This is a genomic window from Rhodococcus sp. G6(2025) (genome assembly GCF_058628105.1).
In genome coordinates, this window is record NZ_CP179750.1 from 4682172 (window position 1) to 4699149 (window position 16978).

General features: G+C 66.1%; 18 protein-coding genes. 8 read left to right on the forward strand and 10 right to left on the reverse strand.

Annotation, left to right across the window (positions count from 1 at the left end):
- Nucleotides 1–51: 51 nt before the first annotated feature.
- Nucleotides 52–714, reverse strand: coding sequence for a transcriptional repressor LexA (gene lexA, locus ACLIVD_RS21430; protein ID WP_283335321.1), 663 nt, complete (start codon nt 712–714; stop codon nt 52–54).
- Between the two features lie 392 nt (nt 715–1106).
- Nucleotides 1107–2396, reverse strand: coding sequence for a glutamate dehydrogenase (locus ACLIVD_RS21435; RefSeq protein ID WP_491930614.1), 1290 nt, complete (start codon nt 2394–2396; stop codon nt 1107–1109).
- A gap of 186 nt (nt 2397–2582) precedes the next feature.
- Here ACLIVD_RS21435 and ACLIVD_RS21440 point away from each other — a divergent pair, with 186 nt between their 5' ends.
- Entirely contained in the window at nt 2583–3506 is a 924-nt protein-coding gene (locus ACLIVD_RS21440; RefSeq protein WP_491930615.1) for a LysR family transcriptional regulator, read from the forward strand.
- 265 nt (nt 3507–3771) lie between these two features.
- Here ACLIVD_RS21440 and ACLIVD_RS21445 read toward each other — a convergent pair whose 3' ends face one another.
- A complete protein-coding gene (locus tag ACLIVD_RS21445; RefSeq protein ID WP_491930616.1) occupies nt 3772–4353 on the reverse strand; it encodes an LLM class flavin-dependent oxidoreductase in 582 nt (193 codons plus the stop codon).
- A gap of 15 nt (nt 4354–4368) precedes the next feature.
- Between ACLIVD_RS21445 and ACLIVD_RS21450 the strand changes: the two genes are divergently transcribed.
- Nucleotides 4369–4839: an NAD(P)/FAD-dependent oxidoreductase gene (locus ACLIVD_RS21450; protein ID WP_491930617.1), complete on the forward strand. Its 471-nt coding sequence runs from the start codon at nt 4369–4371 to the stop codon at nt 4837–4839.
- Between the two features lie 76 nt (nt 4840–4915).
- Entirely contained in the window at nt 4916–6424 is a 1509-nt protein-coding gene (locus tag ACLIVD_RS21455; RefSeq protein ID WP_491930618.1) for a protein adenylyltransferase SelO, read from the forward strand.
- A gap of 235 nt (nt 6425–6659) precedes the next feature.
- Here ACLIVD_RS21455 and ACLIVD_RS21460 read toward each other — a convergent pair whose 3' ends face one another.
- Together ACLIVD_RS21460 and ACLIVD_RS21465 are read right to left on the reverse strand one after the other, a co-directional pair.
- Nucleotides 6660–7001, reverse strand: coding sequence for a YciI family protein (locus ACLIVD_RS21460; RefSeq protein WP_283335316.1), 342 nt, complete (start codon nt 6999–7001; stop codon nt 6660–6662).
- Between the two features lie 298 nt (nt 7002–7299).
- Nucleotides 7300–7737, reverse strand: coding sequence for a hypothetical protein (locus ACLIVD_RS21465; RefSeq protein WP_491930619.1), 438 nt, complete (start codon nt 7735–7737; stop codon nt 7300–7302).
- A 183-nt stretch (nt 7738–7920) separates the two neighbouring features.
- On the opposite strand from ACLIVD_RS21465, the gene ACLIVD_RS21470 reads away from it, so the two are divergent.
- The 3 genes from ACLIVD_RS21470 (at nt 7921) to ACLIVD_RS21480 (ending at nt 9547) form a co-directional block, all read left to right on the forward strand.
- A complete protein-coding gene (locus ACLIVD_RS21470) occupies nt 7921–8187 on the forward strand; it encodes a YdeI/OmpD-associated family protein (protein ID WP_083849701.1) in 267 nt (88 codons plus the stop codon).
- 181 nt (nt 8188–8368) lie between these two features.
- Nucleotides 8369–8923, forward strand: coding sequence for an alcohol dehydrogenase catalytic domain-containing protein (locus ACLIVD_RS21475; RefSeq protein ID WP_491930620.1), 555 nt, complete (start codon nt 8369–8371; stop codon nt 8921–8923).
- A gap of 180 nt (nt 8924–9103) precedes the next feature.
- Nucleotides 9104–9547 (forward strand): DoxX family protein, encoded by a 444-nt coding sequence (locus ACLIVD_RS21480; protein ID WP_317568843.1) that lies wholly within the window; start codon nt 9104–9106, stop codon nt 9545–9547.
- A gap of 53 nt (nt 9548–9600) precedes the next feature.
- On the opposite strand, the gene ACLIVD_RS21485 is transcribed toward ACLIVD_RS21480, so the two are convergent.
- Both ACLIVD_RS21485 and ACLIVD_RS21490 read right to left on the reverse strand, forming a co-directional pair.
- Nucleotides 9601–10893 carry a wax ester/triacylglycerol synthase domain-containing protein gene (locus tag ACLIVD_RS21485; protein WP_283351949.1) on the reverse strand — a complete coding sequence of 431 codons (1293 nt, stop codon included), beginning with the start codon at nt 10891–10893 and terminating at the stop codon, nt 9601–9603.
- A 118-nt stretch (nt 10894–11011) separates the two neighbouring features.
- Nucleotides 11012–12658: an alpha/beta hydrolase gene (locus tag ACLIVD_RS21490; protein ID WP_349307440.1), complete on the reverse strand. Its 1647-nt coding sequence runs from the start codon at nt 12656–12658 to the stop codon at nt 11012–11014.
- Nucleotides 12659–12930: 272 nt separating this feature from the next.
- Between ACLIVD_RS21490 and ACLIVD_RS21495 the strand changes: the two genes are divergently transcribed.
- Nucleotides 12931–13302: a thioesterase family protein gene (locus tag ACLIVD_RS21495; RefSeq protein ID WP_283335309.1), complete on the forward strand. Its 372-nt coding sequence runs from the start codon at nt 12931–12933 to the stop codon at nt 13300–13302.
- A gap of 80 nt (nt 13303–13382) precedes the next feature.
- Here the strand turns inward: ACLIVD_RS21495 and ACLIVD_RS21500 are convergent, their stop codons facing one another.
- The gene (locus ACLIVD_RS21500) at nt 13383–13541 is read right to left on the reverse strand and encodes a hypothetical protein (RefSeq protein ID WP_016880869.1); all 159 of its coding nucleotides are present in this window, start codon (nt 13539–13541) and stop codon (nt 13383–13385) included.
- 540 nt (nt 13542–14081) lie between these two features.
- Between ACLIVD_RS21500 and ACLIVD_RS21505 the strand changes: the two genes are divergently transcribed.
- Nucleotides 14082–15425: an NAD-dependent succinate-semialdehyde dehydrogenase gene (locus ACLIVD_RS21505; RefSeq protein WP_283335308.1), complete on the forward strand. Its 1344-nt coding sequence runs from the start codon at nt 14082–14084 to the stop codon at nt 15423–15425.
- A 124-nt stretch (nt 15426–15549) separates the two neighbouring features.
- Here ACLIVD_RS21505 and ACLIVD_RS21510 read toward each other — a convergent pair whose 3' ends face one another.
- Together ACLIVD_RS21510 and ACLIVD_RS21515 are read right to left on the reverse strand one after the other, a co-directional pair.
- Nucleotides 15550–15753, reverse strand: a complete 204-nt coding sequence (locus ACLIVD_RS21510) for a cold-shock protein (RefSeq protein WP_005242781.1) — start codon at nt 15751–15753, stop codon at nt 15550–15552.
- A 167-nt stretch (nt 15754–15920) separates the two neighbouring features.
- Complete coding sequence (locus ACLIVD_RS21515) at nt 15921–16715, reverse strand: class I SAM-dependent methyltransferase (RefSeq protein WP_283351948.1); 795 nt, start codon at nt 16713–16715, stop codon at nt 15921–15923.
- Nucleotides 16716–16978 lie beyond the last annotated feature (263 nt).

A 16978-nucleotide genomic window follows, 5' to 3' on the forward strand; every position in this document is an offset into this window, starting at 1 on the left:
CACACGAGAATATTCGTGGGGAGGGTGTCGGCGGCAGCCGAGTCCGGGCCCTCAGATCCGCCGCATCACCGATACCACCTTGCCCAGGACAACTGCGTCGTCACCATCGATCACGGCATACGCGGGATTACGGGGCTCGAGGAAGACGTGGCCATCGCGGCGCCGGAGCACCTTCACCGTGGCCTCGCCATCAATCATCGCAGCGACGATCTCGCCGGAATGGGCTTCGTCCTGGCGGCGCACCACAACGACGTCGCCATCGCAGATCGCGGCGTCGATCATCGACTCACCGCGCACCCGCAGCCCGAACACGGTGCCGGAGCCGACGAGTTCGCGAGGGAGCGTCAGCATCTCATCGGCGTGCTCCTCCGCGAGGATCGGTGCGCCGGCTGCGATGTCGCCGACCACCGGTACCGTCACATTGTTTTCGGACGAGCGACCCTGCTTCCCCTCGGAGAGGAACGGGCGCACGTCCAATTGCCGAGCCATGGCCGTGCCCCGTCGGAGAAAGCCCTTTTCCTCGAGGCTCTTCAGATGCTGGGACACCGACGACGCGGAGCGCAGGCCCACCGCGTCCCCGATCTGTCGGGTGCTCGGCGTGCATCCGTGTGCAGCCACCCAGTCCCGGATCGCTGCCAGAATCCGCTGCTGGCGGGATGGCAGGGTGGAGGCATCGAGGCCACCGAACATGTCGAGATCGTCGTAATCGGTCACCGAAGAATCGTAGGTGGTCACGACAGCCCCCTCGAGCACGGCGTACGCGCGCGACCAGAAGCGGAGCCTGTCCCGTTCCACGTCACGGAAATGTCGACCTCAGTCGATGCGCCACCACCCGGAACCACAGTTGAGGGTGATCTTCCCCATGGACTTGAATCTCACTGCCCGCGGCTCGACGCCTCTACGCACCGTCGAGCCGTGCCCGACATCGACTCTCGCACAACGGGAACCGTCAGTTCAATACCGCAATGCACCGCACCGCACCGCGCTCACTCGGGCCGCTGCCACCCCGACGCGCGAGCACTGTTGGCTCACCGCAAGGCCAGACAGACGAGCACGTGACGGTCCCGTAGCCGCCGGCCCGGTGTTCTCTCGCCGATCGCCGACCTTCACGGGATGGTGAGCGCCGGCACTGCCAGAGGGTCGGTGGGAGCCGGCGCGCGGCGGTTGGCCCCGACGAGATCCCACGCGGTCTGCCGTGGCGCCACGCCGTCCAGTTTCCATTGCCCGAGCAGCAACGCGACCTTGGCCAGCATCTCGGTACGCAGCCGCAGGAACGAGTCCTCCGGGTCGGTGCCGACCTGACTCAAGAGTACCCACCAGGCCCAGGCGACTGCTCCGGCATTGGCAACGAAATCTGGGACCACCGGAATGCCCCGGCCGGTGAGCACCGCCTCGGCCCGCGGGGTCGTCGCGGCATTCGCCGCTTCGATCACGACTTTCGCTGCGACCTGGTCGACGTTATCCGCCGTGATCGCATACGAGATCGCGGCCGGGACGAGGATGTCTGCCGCAGTGGCGATCACAGCCGTGCTCGGCAACCGCTGAACATGCGAGGGGACGCGGGAGCGGTCGATCTCGCCGTAGCAGTCCCGCAGGTCGAGCAGCGCGGGAACGTCCAGGCCGTCGGGGCAGTACAGCGTGCCGAAGGCGTCGGCGACAGCAGTCACGCGCATACCGGCCTCGTACAGATACCAGGCCGCGCCGCCCCCCATGGTGCCGATGCCCTGGATTGCCACCGTTGTGTCGGCCGGAACCCAGCCATATGCGTTCACCGTACCGATGCAGGCCTGCGCGACTCCGTAACCGCCGATCACATCCCCCAGCAGAAAACCGCTGGGCACCGGGGCGTTCAACGCGGCCCGTACCCGGCGCAGAGTCCTCTGCGGATCTTCCGCGCGGCTGATCGCCGCATGGTAGGACTGCTGAAGGCCGAGCCGCGCGAAGACGTCGTCGAGCAGATGCTGCGGCACCCCCAGATCCTCCGCGGTCACCCAGTGCGCGGCCAGCCACGGGCGCATCGCCTGACAGAACCGCTCCAGAACACCGACGGCGCGGGGGTCCTTCGGGTCGAAGTCGATGCCACCCTTCGCGCCGCCGACCGGAAGGTCGAAAACCGCGGTCTTGGCAGCCATGCCTCGGGCCAGATCCTCCACCTCCGACATCGTGCAGCCTGCCCGCATTCGGGTGCCCCCGGTTGCCAGGTCGGACACCAACGTGTGCACGACGAGGTAACCACGAGCACCGGTGACCGGATCAGACCACGTCACACGTAACAGGGGCTCACCGCCGCGCACGGTCGCCACATCGACCCGATGTTGCGTCGCAGTGTTCTCACGGTAGTCAGACTCTCGGTGCTCGGGGGTGCGCCCGAACCCGCATTCCGTTGTCGTGGTCACCTCGAGTTACCCCAATCGTCCTCAGAAAATCTTCGCCTCCACGACCACTCAGCCGATGACGCCAGAGTGCGCGCGCTGGTGACCAGGCGTCCAGTTAAGAATCTTGAAGGATTGAGTTCACGCTTTCTACACAGCGCAACGCGTGGTCCGGTTGGACGGTTCGGAATGGATGCATAGGCTGGCGGCATGGAGCTGTCTTTGCGCCGGTTGCGGATGCTTCGGGAACTGAACCGCCGAGGCACCGTGACAGCCGCGGCACTGGCCTTGCACTACACCACATCCGCGGTATCGCAACAGCTCACCCAGCTCGAACGCGATGTCGGCGCAAAACTATTCGAGCGGCGCGGTCGGCGGGTACAGCTCACCGAGATCGGCATGCTCCTCGCCGAGCACGCTGAGGACATCATTCGATCGGTGGAACGTGCGACGACTGCCCTCGAGCAAACGCAGGACGGGGTCACCGCTCGATTGACCATCGGCGTGTGGGCGTCCGTCGCGTCGAGCCTGGTGCCGGATGCGCTGACGTTGCTGGCCGCCGAACATCCCGGCATCGAGGTGCGAACGAAGGAGCTTGCGCCGGAGGACACCGCGGTCGCGGTTCAGGACGGGTCGCTGGACTTCTCGTTCGTGATCGACTATTCCGACTACCCGATGCAGTGGGACCCGGAGTTGACCAGGGTGGTGATCGCAGTGGAGCGACTGCACGCAGCGCTGCCTCCGGGAACGGTTTCCGCCAGAACGATGGCGCTGGCGGATCTCGCCGAGCATCCCTGGATCCTTGCGGGACCCACGTCGCATTTCGGCCGCGCGGTGCGGTTGGCCTGTCAGCGTTGCGGATTCGAACCCAGGATCAACCATGAGGTCGGCGAGCAGGCTACGGCACTCGCGATGGTTGCCGCGGGCCTGGGAGTCACACTTGTCTCCGATCTCGGGCTGACGCTGCGCCCGCCGGGAATGGACGTCGTCGCGCTGACCGAACCGCTCATGCGGACGATCTCCATCGCCCATCGAGGAACGGAAGCGCACCGACCGCCGCTGCAACTGGTGATCGACGCAGTGCGGGCCGCGGCGGCCGCACGGGGGCTCGCCGCGCGGACGCCGTACCCGTAAGCGCGTTCACCCCCGCAGGACGAAACGTCAGGGGTGTGGGCTCATGATTTCGAGCATGTAGTCGAGTTCGGCGATGGCGCGGTCGAGTGGGAGTGTGAGGATCGGCATCTCGGCACCTGCGGTGTACCAGTGCTGGAGTTGGGCGTGAGCGGTGTCGGGTGTGCCCCAGACGGCGAGCTCGGAACAAGGGCCGGCACGTCGGTGGTGTCGTGGGTCGGGTTGCCGGCGAGCACGGCCTCCACCTGCTCGCGGTATCCCCGTTCGCTCAGCGAGCGGCGGTAGAGCGAACCCATGCTGGTGAGGTAGAACGCGACCCACCAGGACGCGATCTCACGAGCGGTTGCGTGATCGGCCGCGACGGCGGTGGGGACGGCCGGGCACACCGAGGAGCGTGTGGTGCGGCCGGATCGGGCGCCCGCCTCCTGGAGCAGGTCGATTCCGCAGGGCAGCCACGACCGAGGGCTAGGAAGGGCATCCAGCCGTCGGCCACTTCGCCGGCGAGTTGGATGGATTTGTTGCCGAGTCCGGCGAGGTAGATCGGCAGGCCGGTGCGCGCGGCGACACCCAGCCGCAGGGGCCGGTGGTCGCGGGTCGCCGTCGGGCGGACCCGGTCGCCGTCGAGTAGTCGACGGACCTGTGCGGTGACCGCGCGTAGCTTGGCCACCGGCGCGGTGAACGATTGGTCGTGCAGTCCTTCGACGAGCTGCGGACTGCGTGCACCCAACCCGAGGACGAAACGGGCGTGGGAGACCTGGTCGAGGCTGGTGGCGAGCATCGCGAGAGTGCCGGCGGTGCGGCCCCAGACGCTGAGCACACCGGCCGCACAGACCTCGACCGAAGCTTTCACGCCGCCCTCGATCTGGTGCCAGGACTGCGTGACACGGTCGCCTCCGGCCACCGCGAACAACGTTTCGTCGGTACCGCCGACCTGCCCAATCAATACCGAACATCGGTCGGACCGGGCTGGGCACTCCTCGGCGATGCCGGCCACCACAAGGACCCCTCCACGGGGATGGGCATCGCCGATGCGGTCCTCAGCGCCGACCTGCTCGCGGAGGCCATCCACAGCACGCGCGCCGGCCGTCCCGTCGACGACGCTCTCGGCGACTACCAACGTCAGCGCGACCAGCTCACCGCCGACGGGTTCGAACTCGCGCTCAGCACGGCCCGCCTCGCGCCGCTGTCGAACCGACTCACGGCGTTCTATAGGGCGGCCGCGGCCCAACCGGAGGTAGTCGCGCGGATCTTCGGCGTCCTCGGCGGGTCGGTGCCCATCCGAGACGTCTACTCCGTGCCGAACATCGCGTCGGTCCTCACACAAGCCCACCCTTGAATGCACATTCCCTTGCGCGTGCGCACACCGGTGCCATCGCGTGCGCGGCGTTCCGTGTGGTGGTTACCCTCGCAGGATGACTGCAATTCCGGATTCCACGGTGGGCACGAACACAGCGGTGGCCGGCCTCGAAAGCACCTTTGCCGACGAGCTGGGCGCCCTGACGGTCCCCTGGCAGGGTGCGCATGCGCCTGACCCCACGTTGCTCGTGCTCAACGAGCAGCTCGCGGCGTCGCTGCGGTTGGAAGTCCGGGCACTGCGAAGCGAGGACGGGGTCGGCGTCCTGTCCGGATCGACGGCGCCGGCCGGGGCCAAGCCGGTGGCGATGGCATATTCGGGCCATCAGTTCGGCGGATACGCACCGCTCCTCGGCGATGGCCGGGCGTTACTGCTCGGCGAGCTGACCAGCAGTGATGGGCAGCGGGTGGATCTACACCTCAAGGGCTCGGGGCCCACGCCGTTCTCCCGGGGCGGCGACGGGTTCGCGGTAATCGGCCCGATGCTGCGCGAATACCTTGTCAGCGAGGCCATGTACGCCCTCGGCATCCCCACCACGCGCGCGCTGTCGGTGGTCGCGACGGGCCAGCACGTTCATCGATACGGCGCCGAGCCCGGGGCCGTGCTCGCACGGGTCGCGGCCAGTCACCTGCGGGTGGGCACCTTCGAATACGCGGTGCGGCAGGGTGAGGTGTTGCAGCCGCTCGCCGACTACGCGATCGCCCGCCACTACCCGGAGCTGACCGAACCGGCGCCGGGGCGTGACGGCAATCGCTACCTGACGTTCTTCGAGGCGGTGGTGGAGGCGCAGGCCTCTCTGGTGGCGAAATGGATGCTCACCGGTTTCGTGCACGGGGTGATGAACACCGACAACACGACCATTTCGGGCGAGACCATCGACTACGGTCCGTGCGCCTTCCTCGACGCGTTCGACCCGGCTGCAGTGTTCAGTTCGATCGACCACGGCGGCCGGTATGCGTTCGGCAACCAGCCCGTTGTCCTGAAGTGGAATTTGGCGCGCCTCGCGGAAACGCTACTGACGCTGTTCGATTCCACGCCGGATGACGCGATTACCGCGGTGTCGGCAGTCCTCGACACCTTCGACGACCGGTACGACGGCCACTTCGCGGCCGGGATGGCGGCAAAGCTCGGTTTGGCCGGCGAACTCGTCGATCGAGCGCTGGTCGACGACCTGCTGACGCTGATGGAGGAACACGGTGCCGACTGGACGGGCACCTTCCGTGCTCTCGCGGACGAACTACGCGGACATTCGACGCCTCTCGACGGCCTCGTTCCGCGCGAGCACATCGGGCCATGGCTGGAACGCTGGCGCGGCAACCTGACCAAACATGGGCACGGGGCAGCGGAGACCGCCGACGCGATGGACAGCGTCAACCCGCTGTACATCCCGCGGAATCATCAGCTCGATGCTGCGTTGCGCGCCGCGACCGACGGGGAGCTCGCTCCGTTCGAAAAGCTACTGGAGGTCGTCACGCATCCGTTCGACCGCCGCGACGAGTGGTCGGACTACACCACACCCGCTCCACCATCATTCAGCAAGTCCTTCCAAACCTTCTGCGGCACTTAACTTCCAGGACGGACTTGCACGGCGACGTTCGTGTCGAGGAAACTTCTCGCCGACGATTCGTCGCCAGAACGACTTCGGCTGGTGTCGCCGCGACGGGATGCCGTCGTGCGCAGTTCGCGTCCGACCGATCGACTTCCGCGACGAGGAAAAGGAGCGCTGCAAGGGCAGTAACTCCGTCGAACGTTATTTCAATCTGGGCGAAGCCGAATGCGATTGCCCGAGACGTCGACCCCTGTCAGCTGGCGGGATCGTAGTGGAACGCGCGCAGCTCCTGCGCGCACCGGCAGGCAACCGCGATCTTCGCAGCCCATTCCAGTGCCGCCTCGCGGGAAGGCAACTCCAGTACCGTGTAGCCGCCTTCGAGCTGCTTCGTCTGCGGGTACGTGCCCTCGGTCACCGTGCCATCCCCATCGACCAGGACAGGCGGAACGCTCTCGTCGATTCCACCGCCGAACACCCAGACGCCGGCGTCCTTCGCCTCCTCCACCACCGCGTGCGACGCATCCGACACTGCCTGTAAATCCTCGTCGGGAAGGACCATGGCACCACTTGGGAAAGAGATCAGGTACTTCGTCATCGCGTCGACTCCTTCTTCGCATGTCGGGGATCGGACCCATCCTCGCCGACACGGGCCGGCGCGCACAAGATTCGCCCGCCCTCCCCCAAACGGTCGGAACAGGCCGTCTCCACCACCGCACTCACCGCGGCCGCGACACGGCCGGCATCAAGCACTTGATCAACACGCCCGAGTGCGCGTGGGGTAAGTAGTGTGACGGTCGTGTTGTGGCGAGCCACTGCACAGCGAAATATCTGCGGACTGCCGCCCAAGGGCTGGAGACGATCGTGGTCGGCCGTTCCCCACCCAATTCGCCCTGTCACACGCCCTGCCATTTTTCCCCGACTGTGGCGTGGATGGCTCTGCGACGACTCACCATGGCCGATATCAAGCCCGATGCGACCACAACCTGCCCCAGCATCAGCGACGCCGGCAGTATCAACAACTCCCACCCCGTCGAACCATATGCCTGCGACCACACCACGATCACGATGGCCAAAATCCACGTCAAAGCCTGCCCCAGCGTCATCAACGCGCCGGCCCACGTCCGATCAGCGCGTCGGACGAGCCCGATCGTGCCCGCGACCGCCCCCACCAAGGCGGCGATCAAACCGACCGGGGTCGGGAGCAGCACCATCAGACCGAGAAGCGGTCCAGGCTCGATTAACCCGGTGGTGACCAGTTGCGGCACTACGAACAACCACACCGACACAGCGCACAGCACCGAGACGACCGATGCGCTCGTGGATATCTTCATCGCATCAACCTAGACCAGACGTCGGGTTCACCCGGCCGTCCACGATTGCAGATGAGACTCATCATCGCGCGGTCTCGCTTGCAGCGACCGCGCGAAAATAGAGCGGGCCCGCCCCTGAATCAACACCAAGACTCCGGTGGCTACGACCCGCCCTACCTCTGCGACAGTCGGTAGACTCCAAACATGGGCAAGCGCACGGTCCCGAGTGGCACGGTGCATAGAGTGCCGGCAGACCTACGGACGGCGTTGGCCGATGACGGGCCAGCGCTGAAAGCGTGGAATGACATCACACCATTGGCACGCAATGAGTGGATCTGCTGGGTCGAGGATGCCAAGCTCGACGAAACGAGAGCGCGTCGAATCAAGCGGACGCATACCGAACTGGCTGAAGGCAAGCGCCGCCCATGCTGCTGGCCTGGTTGTAGCCACCGGGAAAAGACCGGTAAGTAGAACCCTCCTACACAGCGGCAGCCGACTTGTCCTATCCGGAACCTTCGGCCTCGCGTGGTCGTCCGCGCGACCTTGTTTCCGGAGACAACGAGGTCGCGCGCATATTCGACGCAGCGGACAATCGACATAGCTTCAGCGCATGGAAGCTGGATGTAGTCGTATACGACTCGAGGAGCATCACATGAAAGCCGTTCGCATCCATGAGAATCGAGGGCCAGCGAACCCGGAGCTACTCGTGTTCGAGGATGCCCCCGACCCGCAGGCCGCCACCGGTGACGTGATCGTCCGAGTGCACGCCGCATCCTTCGTCCCCGACGAGCTCGACTGGCCAGGAACCTGGACGGATCGGGCCGGCCGCGACCGCACGCCCTCCATCCCCGCACACGAGGTGGCCGGCGTTGTCACCGAAGTTGGCTACGGCACCACTGGTGTTCGACACCATCGGCGGCGACGTGCTCGCCCGATCGGCCGCGATCGTCAAGCCGGGCGGCGTGCTGGTCTCGATCAGTGCGCCGCCCCGGTGACGCCACGCGGCGGACGAGCAGTCTACTTCATCGTCGAACCCGACCGGTCAGTGCTCGTGAAGCTCGCACAGCTCACCTCGCAGGGGTACCTGCGCCCACACGTCGACGCCGTCCACCCGCTCGCCGAGACACGGGTAGCGTTCCCGTCCAAACGGCGGGGCGTGCCGGGCAAGGTGGTCCTCGACGTCCTGCCTGCGGGGTTGCCGACCTAGGAGGATCACCCGAACGGAGAGCCTTCCAGCGCCGCGGTGAGTTTTCCCGTCGCCTCTGGTCTGTACTGGTGTGAGTAGACGCGGAGCGTGCGGGAGCAGTCGATTTGCCCGCGTGACGCCGTCGGGCAGGTGCCACCGGTCAGCGGTGTACCGCTCCATGAACAGCAAGGAGAAAGTCTCATGACATCGACACCACCCTCCACGGGAACCACCAACTCGACACCGGCGCCGACGGGCGGAACCACGAAGAAGGCCAGAATCGCCGGACTGGTCGTCAGCGCCCTCGTGGTGCTGTTTCTCCTGTTCGACTCGCTCATCCACATCGCAAACACGCAAATGGTGCGCGAGGCGATGGCCGAGCTGGGTTTTGCCGAGAACCTCAACCGTGTCATCGGAATCGTTCTCTTGGTATGCCTGATTCTCTACATCGTGCCCGCCACGGCGATTCTGGGCGCGGTGCTGCTGACCGGATACCTCGGTGGAGCCGTCGCTACCAACATGCTCACCGAGCAGCCGATCGTCAGCACCACCCTGTTCCCGATTTACGTCGGCATCTTCGTGTGGGGCGGTCTGTACCTGCGGGACGCGCGGGTGCGTTCGATCATGCCTGTCCGACGCGCCTGAGCCACCAACCCCCGCCTGGCAGCGAATGCCATTGACACAGGACGGATTCGACGTCATGTGATCGCGGCGTCACGCAATTCGGCGTATGAATCGTCCATCGCCACCGCCAGCCGGGCAACGTCGGGCAGCGCCTCGGGGTCTGTGCAGAGCCCGATACCGACGATCCCGGCGCAGGAGATCGCCGAGATCCGCAGCGCGTGGTGCGCTGCGGGCTCGGAGGAGGAGAAGAGCCGCTCGACCCGACGTCCGGAAACGCTGACCGGCACGGGCGGGCCGGGGACGTTCGAGATCGACAGGCTGAACTCGCGCGCGCTGCCGGCGAGTCGCTTTGCGGCTTCCTCGACGCGTTTCACGCGTCCGAGAGCGTGGAAGAGATCGAACAGCTCTTCGGCGTCGTCGAGGAGCTTGCGCTTGCTGGTCTCGGCGTTGATCCGGTCGAGTCGGGTGAGCGGATCCGCCTCGGCGAGCGGCAGATCGACGTTCAGGAAGGAATCGCGGTTTCCCAGCTTGCCCGCTCTCTCGTCCCGGTGGTGCAGGCTAACCGGAACTTGAGCACGAAGACGCGGCAGGGCCGTCTCGCCGGCGCCGAGCCAGCTGCGCAGGCCGCCTGCGACGATCGCGAGGAGTACGTCGTTGACGGTTGCGCGCGCGGGACGTGAGGCGCCGATTGCCTTCAGCTCCGGGAGCGGGGCGACGGTGAAGGCGAGCTCGCGGGCGGCACTGATCGGGCGGTCGAAAGGCGAGTGTGAACCGCGGTGGCCGAGTTCGCGACGCACAGCCGCGGGCATCCGCAGTGCCTCGTCGACCCGCGAACGCTGCGGCGAAGCGGCGCGAAGGCCCGGCCGCGTTCCTCTCGGGGGCGGTTCGGGGTGCCGATCCCAGAGCACGTCGTCGAGGAAGCGAACCGCGCTGATCCCGTCGGCCATCGCGTGATGGATCCGGACCGCGATCGCCTCGCGCCCGTCGCCGAGTGGACCGAACAGATCGAACGTCCACAGTGGTCGCTCGTGGTCGAGGTGCTCGGACATCAGCTTGCTGACGGCCCGCCACAGATCGTCGCGCGAGGCACACCCAGGCTCTTCTCGGCGCCGGACGTGGTCACTGATCTCGAACGCCGTCGCCTCGGTCCAGCGCGGCTCCGGTCCCGAGGTATCGATCCGTTGCGTCGCTCGCGGCTGGCTCGAAAGCCGCTCCGCCACGGCAGTTCGCAGAGCCTCGACGTCGAGCGGGGAGGTGGCCGGCCCGAGAACGACGAGCTTGAGCGTGTGGCCGGTGATCACCGCCGATTCGAGCCCCAGGATATGTGCGTCGTCGGCGGACAGCCGATCGGGATCCTCGCGGCTCACCTCGGCAAGTCTATTCGGATCTGCTCCTTTTCGAACCAGGAACGTCGGTCCCGCAGCTCAGCACGGACCCGGAGTGTTGCTTGCCTAGATCACTTCGTCCGCGGCCCGGCCCCGGACTTCACAGCGGTGCGGTGATCGGCGCCTCAGGGGCGTGCGTGACAGTGGTGCGCCCGGTCTCGAGGTACTCGGTGACGGCCTGGTCGACGACGGCGTTGCCACCCTGGATCCCCGCACCGTGATCTCCTCCCTCGACGGTGACGAGGTGCGCCCCCATGTCGTGGGCGAGCTGAACTCCGCCCTGATAGGGGGTCTGTGGGTCGCGCATTCCCTGCAGGACGAGCGGGGCCGTCGCCAGTCCTCGATTGCTCAACGTGGGCAGCGCGACAACGGGCGGCGCACCGGCACATTCGGGCCCGGCGCTGTAGCTGTACCCGATGAGGTCGAAGAGATCTCCGGTGACGAAGGTGGAGAAGAGCCAACCCGGAATGCGGTCCGGCCGAGCGGCGACATTGTTCTCGTTGCACAGGACCAGTGACTGCATCACCTGGGCCTGGGCAATCCGCTCGTACTCTTGCTCCGTCAGGTCGTCCATCGCGGTGCCGTCGGGAATCGCGTCTCGCCCGTCCCGGATCACCCGGGCCATGAGTGGCCAGCTGTTGCGGGCGGGAAGCACCTGCCGCGTCATCACGTAGATGCTGGACGACATCTGGGTGTGCGACGGGTCGGCGAGGCTACGGATGAAGGCCTCGAACTGAACGCGTGCCGGTCCGGTGAGATCGACCCCACCGCGATAAGCATCCGCAACGGCCTGCAGGCCGGGCGGTACGTCACCGATCTGGGCGGGCGGTGGCGCGAGGGTCGGGTTCCCGCCGGCTTCCTCGACGATCCGGTCCGACCACCGCTGATACACCTTCAGTGGGGTGTCACCGAGCCCGTACGTGTCGTCGTGGGCCGTGATCCAGTCCATGAGGTCGTAGAAGCGATCCTTGTAGCCGTCGTTCTGCTGCCACAACACGTCGTTCCACAGCCACTTCTGGTCGACCGCGGAATCGAGGACCATGCGACCGGTGTGCTGAGGGAAGAGCGTCGCATAGGTGGATCCGAGAATCGTGCCGTACGAGAGGCCGTAGATGTCGATGACGTCCTCGCCGAGTGCGATCCTGACCTGCTCCCAGTCCTTCGCGGTGTTCTCGGTCGTCAGGTGCGCCGTGGTGCCTGGCGCAGCGGACTCGCATGCGTTGCGCGTCGCAGCACCGCCGAAGCCGAGGCTCATCGCCGTCGTCTGTTCAGGGGCCAGCACGCACTCGACCGCGCCGGCGTAGGGAAGACCGCGCGGTTGGATACCGATCACGTCCCACTGTGCGCGGACCGCGTCGGGCAGGATCTCGACGAACATGCTGTTCGAGCCGATCGCGTCTCCGCCCGGCCCACCGGGATTGGTGAACAGCACGCCGCGGCGCGAGCTGGGATCCTCGGCGCGGTGGCGGGTGACGAGCACGTCGATCGTGCCGGCGGCGGGGTCCGCGTAGTTGCGGGGAACGGTGACCGAGGCGCACTGATCGGATGCCGGGTCCAGCTCGTATTCGGCCGGGCAGGACCCCCAGCGAAGATCGTCACCCGGTGCCGGCTGTGCGGTGGCGAGCGGTACCGCCCCCAGGGCGAGTGTGGCGGTGAGGCCGCCGATCAGGGCGACAAACCGAGTCCGCCGTGCAAACCTCGCGCCCGCGCGCTGCCTCGAGTCCAAGTGCCCATCGATCCCCGGCATACTCTCGCGATCCCCCTCGTAGTCCCGTGTCGTGACGACAGTGGCGCCTGGGCCGCAGCCCGCCCGCTACCGCCTCAGCAGCCAGTGTCTCAGACGCACCATCGCGACGACCGGTAACCCCGGAAACGAAGATGTCGCACGGAATGTCCGGGTGCACACGCCTTTGCGGTGCTGCGCCAGCGTGCACCACCGGCGGGACCGTCAAAGCCCGAACCGGAAGTGCTGTACCAAGGGATCGGCCGCGCCTGACGTACTGTATTGGCGATATTGGCGTGCGCTACGAGGTAGTTGAGTCCGATACCGCGACCGCATTGGGCAGCGGTGACGTTCCGGTGCTGTCGACCCCACGGCTGATTGCGTGGATGGAGGCGGCCACCGTCGCCTGCGCTGCATCATTCATCAGTGCGGGCCAGACGACAGTGGGGACCGCTGTCCGAATCGAGCACCGCAGCCCGACACCGGTCGGTGCCAGCGTCGAGATCGCGGCCGAGCCACCAGCCGCCGCTGTCGGCCACCGCCTTACCTTCGCCGTGCGGGCGACCGATAGCTCGGGGAAGGTTGTCGCGTCGGGCGAGATCGACCGGGCGATCGTCGACCGGGACCGGTTTCTCGCGGCGACGTCACGCGCGAAGCCTGATCGCTGACCGAGCTTGTCGCGCACTGACCGCTGATCGCCACGTCACGACCAGCCCGATCCCCTAGCCCTGACGGTGGGCACCGTTGCTCACTCGTCGCTGAATAGTGACCGGTGGATCTCGGCGGATGTTTGCGTGGGTGAATCACCGGTGCGCGGCGCGTCGGAGACGGGCTCGGGGGTGCTGTGGGTCAGCGTTCGCTGCGCAGAGAAGAGTGGGAGTTCGGATTTGTCGTGATCGATGGTCATTCTGTTCCTTGCTTCAGGTGTATGTGGGCGCGGCCGGTTGGGGTGATGGCGACCGGGTAGATCATGGTCGAAATGTGTCGCGGTCCGCATGACGTCGTAGGCAGCTCGCCATCAGGCGTGGTGTCGGCATCGAATCCGGGACGGCGCGCCCACCCCGGGAAGTGTTCGCGCGGTGCGGATCTGCGCGGCGCCTGGGCGTGCGTGCCTGTAGCCATTGGCATCAAATGGACGCTCCTCGCATCGGCCGCGAATCGGCCGGCATTCTTTCGAATCGGGAACGCCTGAGCGACTCGCTCGATGCGACGACCATTCCGATGTATCAAGCCTATACCCCCATACGATCCTCCTGCTGAGCAGTGAACGATCTCACTGCGCGGCCGCCGCGAATAAGCGACCTGCTGGGGCAGCGCCGCCCCCACCTCGCGCGGCCTGTTGCCGACCATTCCAGGTGATGATCGGGCGATCTACTCGCGAGGACCACACCCCAGGCGCCCGTCGCAAGCGATACTGGAATGCCCCACCCTCCGAGGAGACGTGAACATGAGCCTGTACGCAGTTGTGGACCCCGCCACCGGACAGACGGTGCGCGAATATCCGACCGCGACCGACGAGCAGATGCAGGCGGCGTTGTCCGCGGCGGAAAAGGCGCACCGTGAGTGGTCGCGCGGCTCGACGGTGGTTGAGCGCGCCGAACTGCTCAGGAAGGTGGCCGAGTTGCACACCGAACGCCGCGACGAACTGGCCAAGATCATCCAGAGGGAGATGGGCAAGCCACTGGACCAGTCGTTGGGGGAAGTCGACTTCAGCGCCGCGATCTATCAGTACTACGCCGACAACGCCCAGAAGTTCCTGGCTGACGAGCCGATCGACCTGGTCGAGGGTGAGGGTACCGCGCTGATCCGCCGCAACTCGATCGGCGTGCTGATCGGGATCATGCCGTGGAACTACCCCTACTACCAGGTCGCCCGGTTCGCGGGTCCGAATCTGGCGCTGGGCAACACCATCGTGCTCAAACACGCACCGCAGTGTCCGGAATCGGCGGCGGCACTTCACCAGATCTTCACCGACGCCGGATATCCGGAGGGCGCCTACGTCAACGTCTACGCCACCAATGAGCAGGTCGCCGACGCGATCGCCGACCCACGGGTCCAGGGCGTGTCGTTGACCGGGTCCGAGCGTGCGGGCGCAGCGGTCGCCGAGATCGCAGGCCGCAACCTCAAGAAGGTGGTACTGGAACTCGGGGGTTCCGATCCGTTCATCGTGCTCAGTTCAGATGACCTCGACGCCACCGTCAAAGCGGCAATAGAAGGTCGTTTCGAGAACACCGGGCAGGCGTGCAACGCCGCGAAGCGATTCATCGTCGCCGAGGACCTCTACGACGACTTCGTCGGTAGATTCACCGCGGAGGTGCTCGCCACCGCAGACGGACTCGCGCCGCTGTCGTCGGTGGCCGCCGCCGACCGGTTGTCCGAGCAGGTGCAGCAGGCGATCGCCGAGGGCGCCACGCTGGTGTCGGAGGGCGATCGGAAGGGTGCCTTCTTCCCACCGGCCGTGCTGACGAATGTGTCACGGGATTCACGAACCTACCGGGAGGAACTGTTCGGGCCGGTTGCGACGATTTACAAGGTGCGTTCCGAGGACGAGGCCGTCGAGCTGGCAAACGACACTCCGTTCGGTCTCGGCTCGTATGTCTTCACCACCGACCCCGATCAGGCCTACCGCGTCGCCGACTCACTGGAGGCCGGGATGGTGTTCGTCAATGCCGTTGGCGCCGAAGGAGTCGAGCTGCCGTTCGGCGGCGTGAAGCGCTCCGGTTTCGGTCGCGAGCTCGGCAAATACGGGATCGACGAATTCGTGAACAAGAAACTCATCCGCGTCAGCTGAGCCGACAATTCCAGTATTTCAGCGCCCTCGGCGTGCAGTTCGATACCGGCGCCCTCACCGGATACCCATCCGGCAACAGAAATGGGGACCGCACCCACCGGATGCGGTCCCCACGTTGCACTGGTCAGACAGAGCGCACGTTCGTGGCCTGCGGGCCCTTCTGCCCCTGGCCAACCTCGAACTCCACACGCTGGTTCTCGTCGAGCGACTTGAAACCGCTGCCCGAGATCTCCGAGTAGTGCACGAATACGTCCGGAGTTCCGTCGTCGGGTGCGATGAAACCGAAGCCCTTCTCACCGTTGAACCACTTCACAATGCCCTGCGCCATGCCGATACTCCCTCAATCTCGATCCGGACCCTCACATCGAGGTTCCGATCTCGATGACCTGATCCTGCCATCCTCGATGTAGTCGCGAAGAACCGGTCACCTGCGGGTCGACGTTTTTACACACACCAAGCGCGGTCTGCGGACCACCACCCAGCGCCGTTGTCCCGTCAGCCCGGGCCTTTGCGTCCCACGAGATGAAAGACGCGGCTGAGTTGACGGTAGGGGTCTCGTCGGCTGGCCTCGAGTTCGACGGCGGCCGCCGCCGCCACCTGCTTCGAATCGTTCGGGTCCAACTCGGCACCACCGAAGTCGAGCCAGTCGACGAACAGCCATACCCCGTACCAGCGCACCGGCTCCACGCCGCGGATCCGCACGAGTTCGCTGAGTTCCTCCACCGTGTCGGCTCGAGTCGGCACTCCCAGCACCCCGATCTCGCCCCTGGTGTCAAACGACGCCAGAGCGTCGTCCCACCGTTGTTCCAACGCCGGGCGCACTGCCATCGCCTTCGCGTTGCCCGTCATGATCGATACGACGCCACCGGCAGCAGTGCACCGGCACAGCTGGTCGACGAGCGCCTCCGGATGCTCCAGGTACCCGAGCACGCCATGACACAACACGGCGGCAAAGCGTTGACCATTCACCGCCTCATCGGCGTCCTCGCCGTCGGCCTCCACGAGCGTCACCCGTCGCTGGACCTCACCAGGCAGCCGCTGGAGTCGCTGTCGAGCCTTGTCCAGCATCGCCGACGACGGGTCGAGCACCGTCACGTCGTAACCGGCTTGCGCCAGCGGGAACGATTGATGGCCCGCGCCGCCGCCGACATCGAGCACAGGGGCTGGGGGCGCCGGCAAATGCTCCAACAGATGCTGGTGCAGCACATAGGTGCGCACGAGCCCCTTCACCGAGGTATACGCCTCGTCGGCAAATTGGTCGGCCACACTGGCCCAGGTGTCATCGCCCACAGCCCCAAGATAGTGATTCGAAGTTCTCGACGATGGGCGGGACGTCGGGCCTTTGTCCCCATAATCGATCGGAGAGATTCGAGATCGGGTCGAACGATCCGCACTCTGCCCCCGCTTCTGCTGTGTCTCGTCGCGAATGTGGTGCGGGCTCGACAGTCTTTTCAGAGAATCTGCACGATCTCAACGGTTCACTTTCCATCGTCGTCCGGTGACAGTGTTTGTATGGAGCAGACTCGATGTTGCGCCGTCTCTCCTGCACCGGG

Coding starts and splice junctions, on each gene's coding strand:
- ACLIVD_RS21440 (WP_491930615.1), top strand. CDS start 2,583: ATGGAGCTGTCTTTGCGCCGGTTGCGGATGCTTCGGGAACTGAACCGC.
- ACLIVD_RS21455 (WP_491930618.1), top strand. CDS start 4,916: ATGACTGCAATTCCGGATTCCACGGTGGGCACGAACACAGCGGTGGCC.
- ACLIVD_RS21460 (WP_283335316.1), bottom strand. CDS start 7,001: ATGACGAAGTACCTGATCTCTTTCCCAAGTGGTGCCATGGTCCTTCCC.
- ACLIVD_RS21465 (WP_491930619.1), bottom strand. CDS start 7,737: ATGAAGATATCCACGAGCGCATCGGTCGTCTCGGTGCTGTGCGCTGTG.
- ACLIVD_RS21470 (WP_083849701.1), top strand. CDS start 7,921: ATGGGCAAGCGCACGGTCCCGAGTGGCACGGTGCATAGAGTGCCGGCA.
- ACLIVD_RS21475 (WP_491930620.1), top strand. CDS start 8,369: ATGAAAGCCGTTCGCATCCATGAGAATCGAGGGCCAGCGAACCCGGAG.
- ACLIVD_RS21480 (WP_317568843.1), top strand. CDS start 9,104: ATGACATCGACACCACCCTCCACGGGAACCACCAACTCGACACCGGCG.
- ACLIVD_RS21490 (WP_349307440.1), bottom strand. CDS start 12,658: ATGCCGGGGATCGATGGGCACTTGGACTCGAGGCAGCGCGCGGGCGCG.
- ACLIVD_RS21500 (WP_016880869.1), bottom strand. CDS start 13,541: ATGACCATCGATCACGACAAATCCGAACTCCCACTCTTCTCTGCGCAG.
- ACLIVD_RS21505 (WP_283335308.1), top strand. CDS start 14,082: ATGAGCCTGTACGCAGTTGTGGACCCCGCCACCGGACAGACGGTGCGC.
- ACLIVD_RS21510 (WP_005242781.1), bottom strand. CDS start 15,753: ATGGCGCAGGGCATTGTGAAGTGGTTCAACGGTGAGAAGGGCTTCGGT.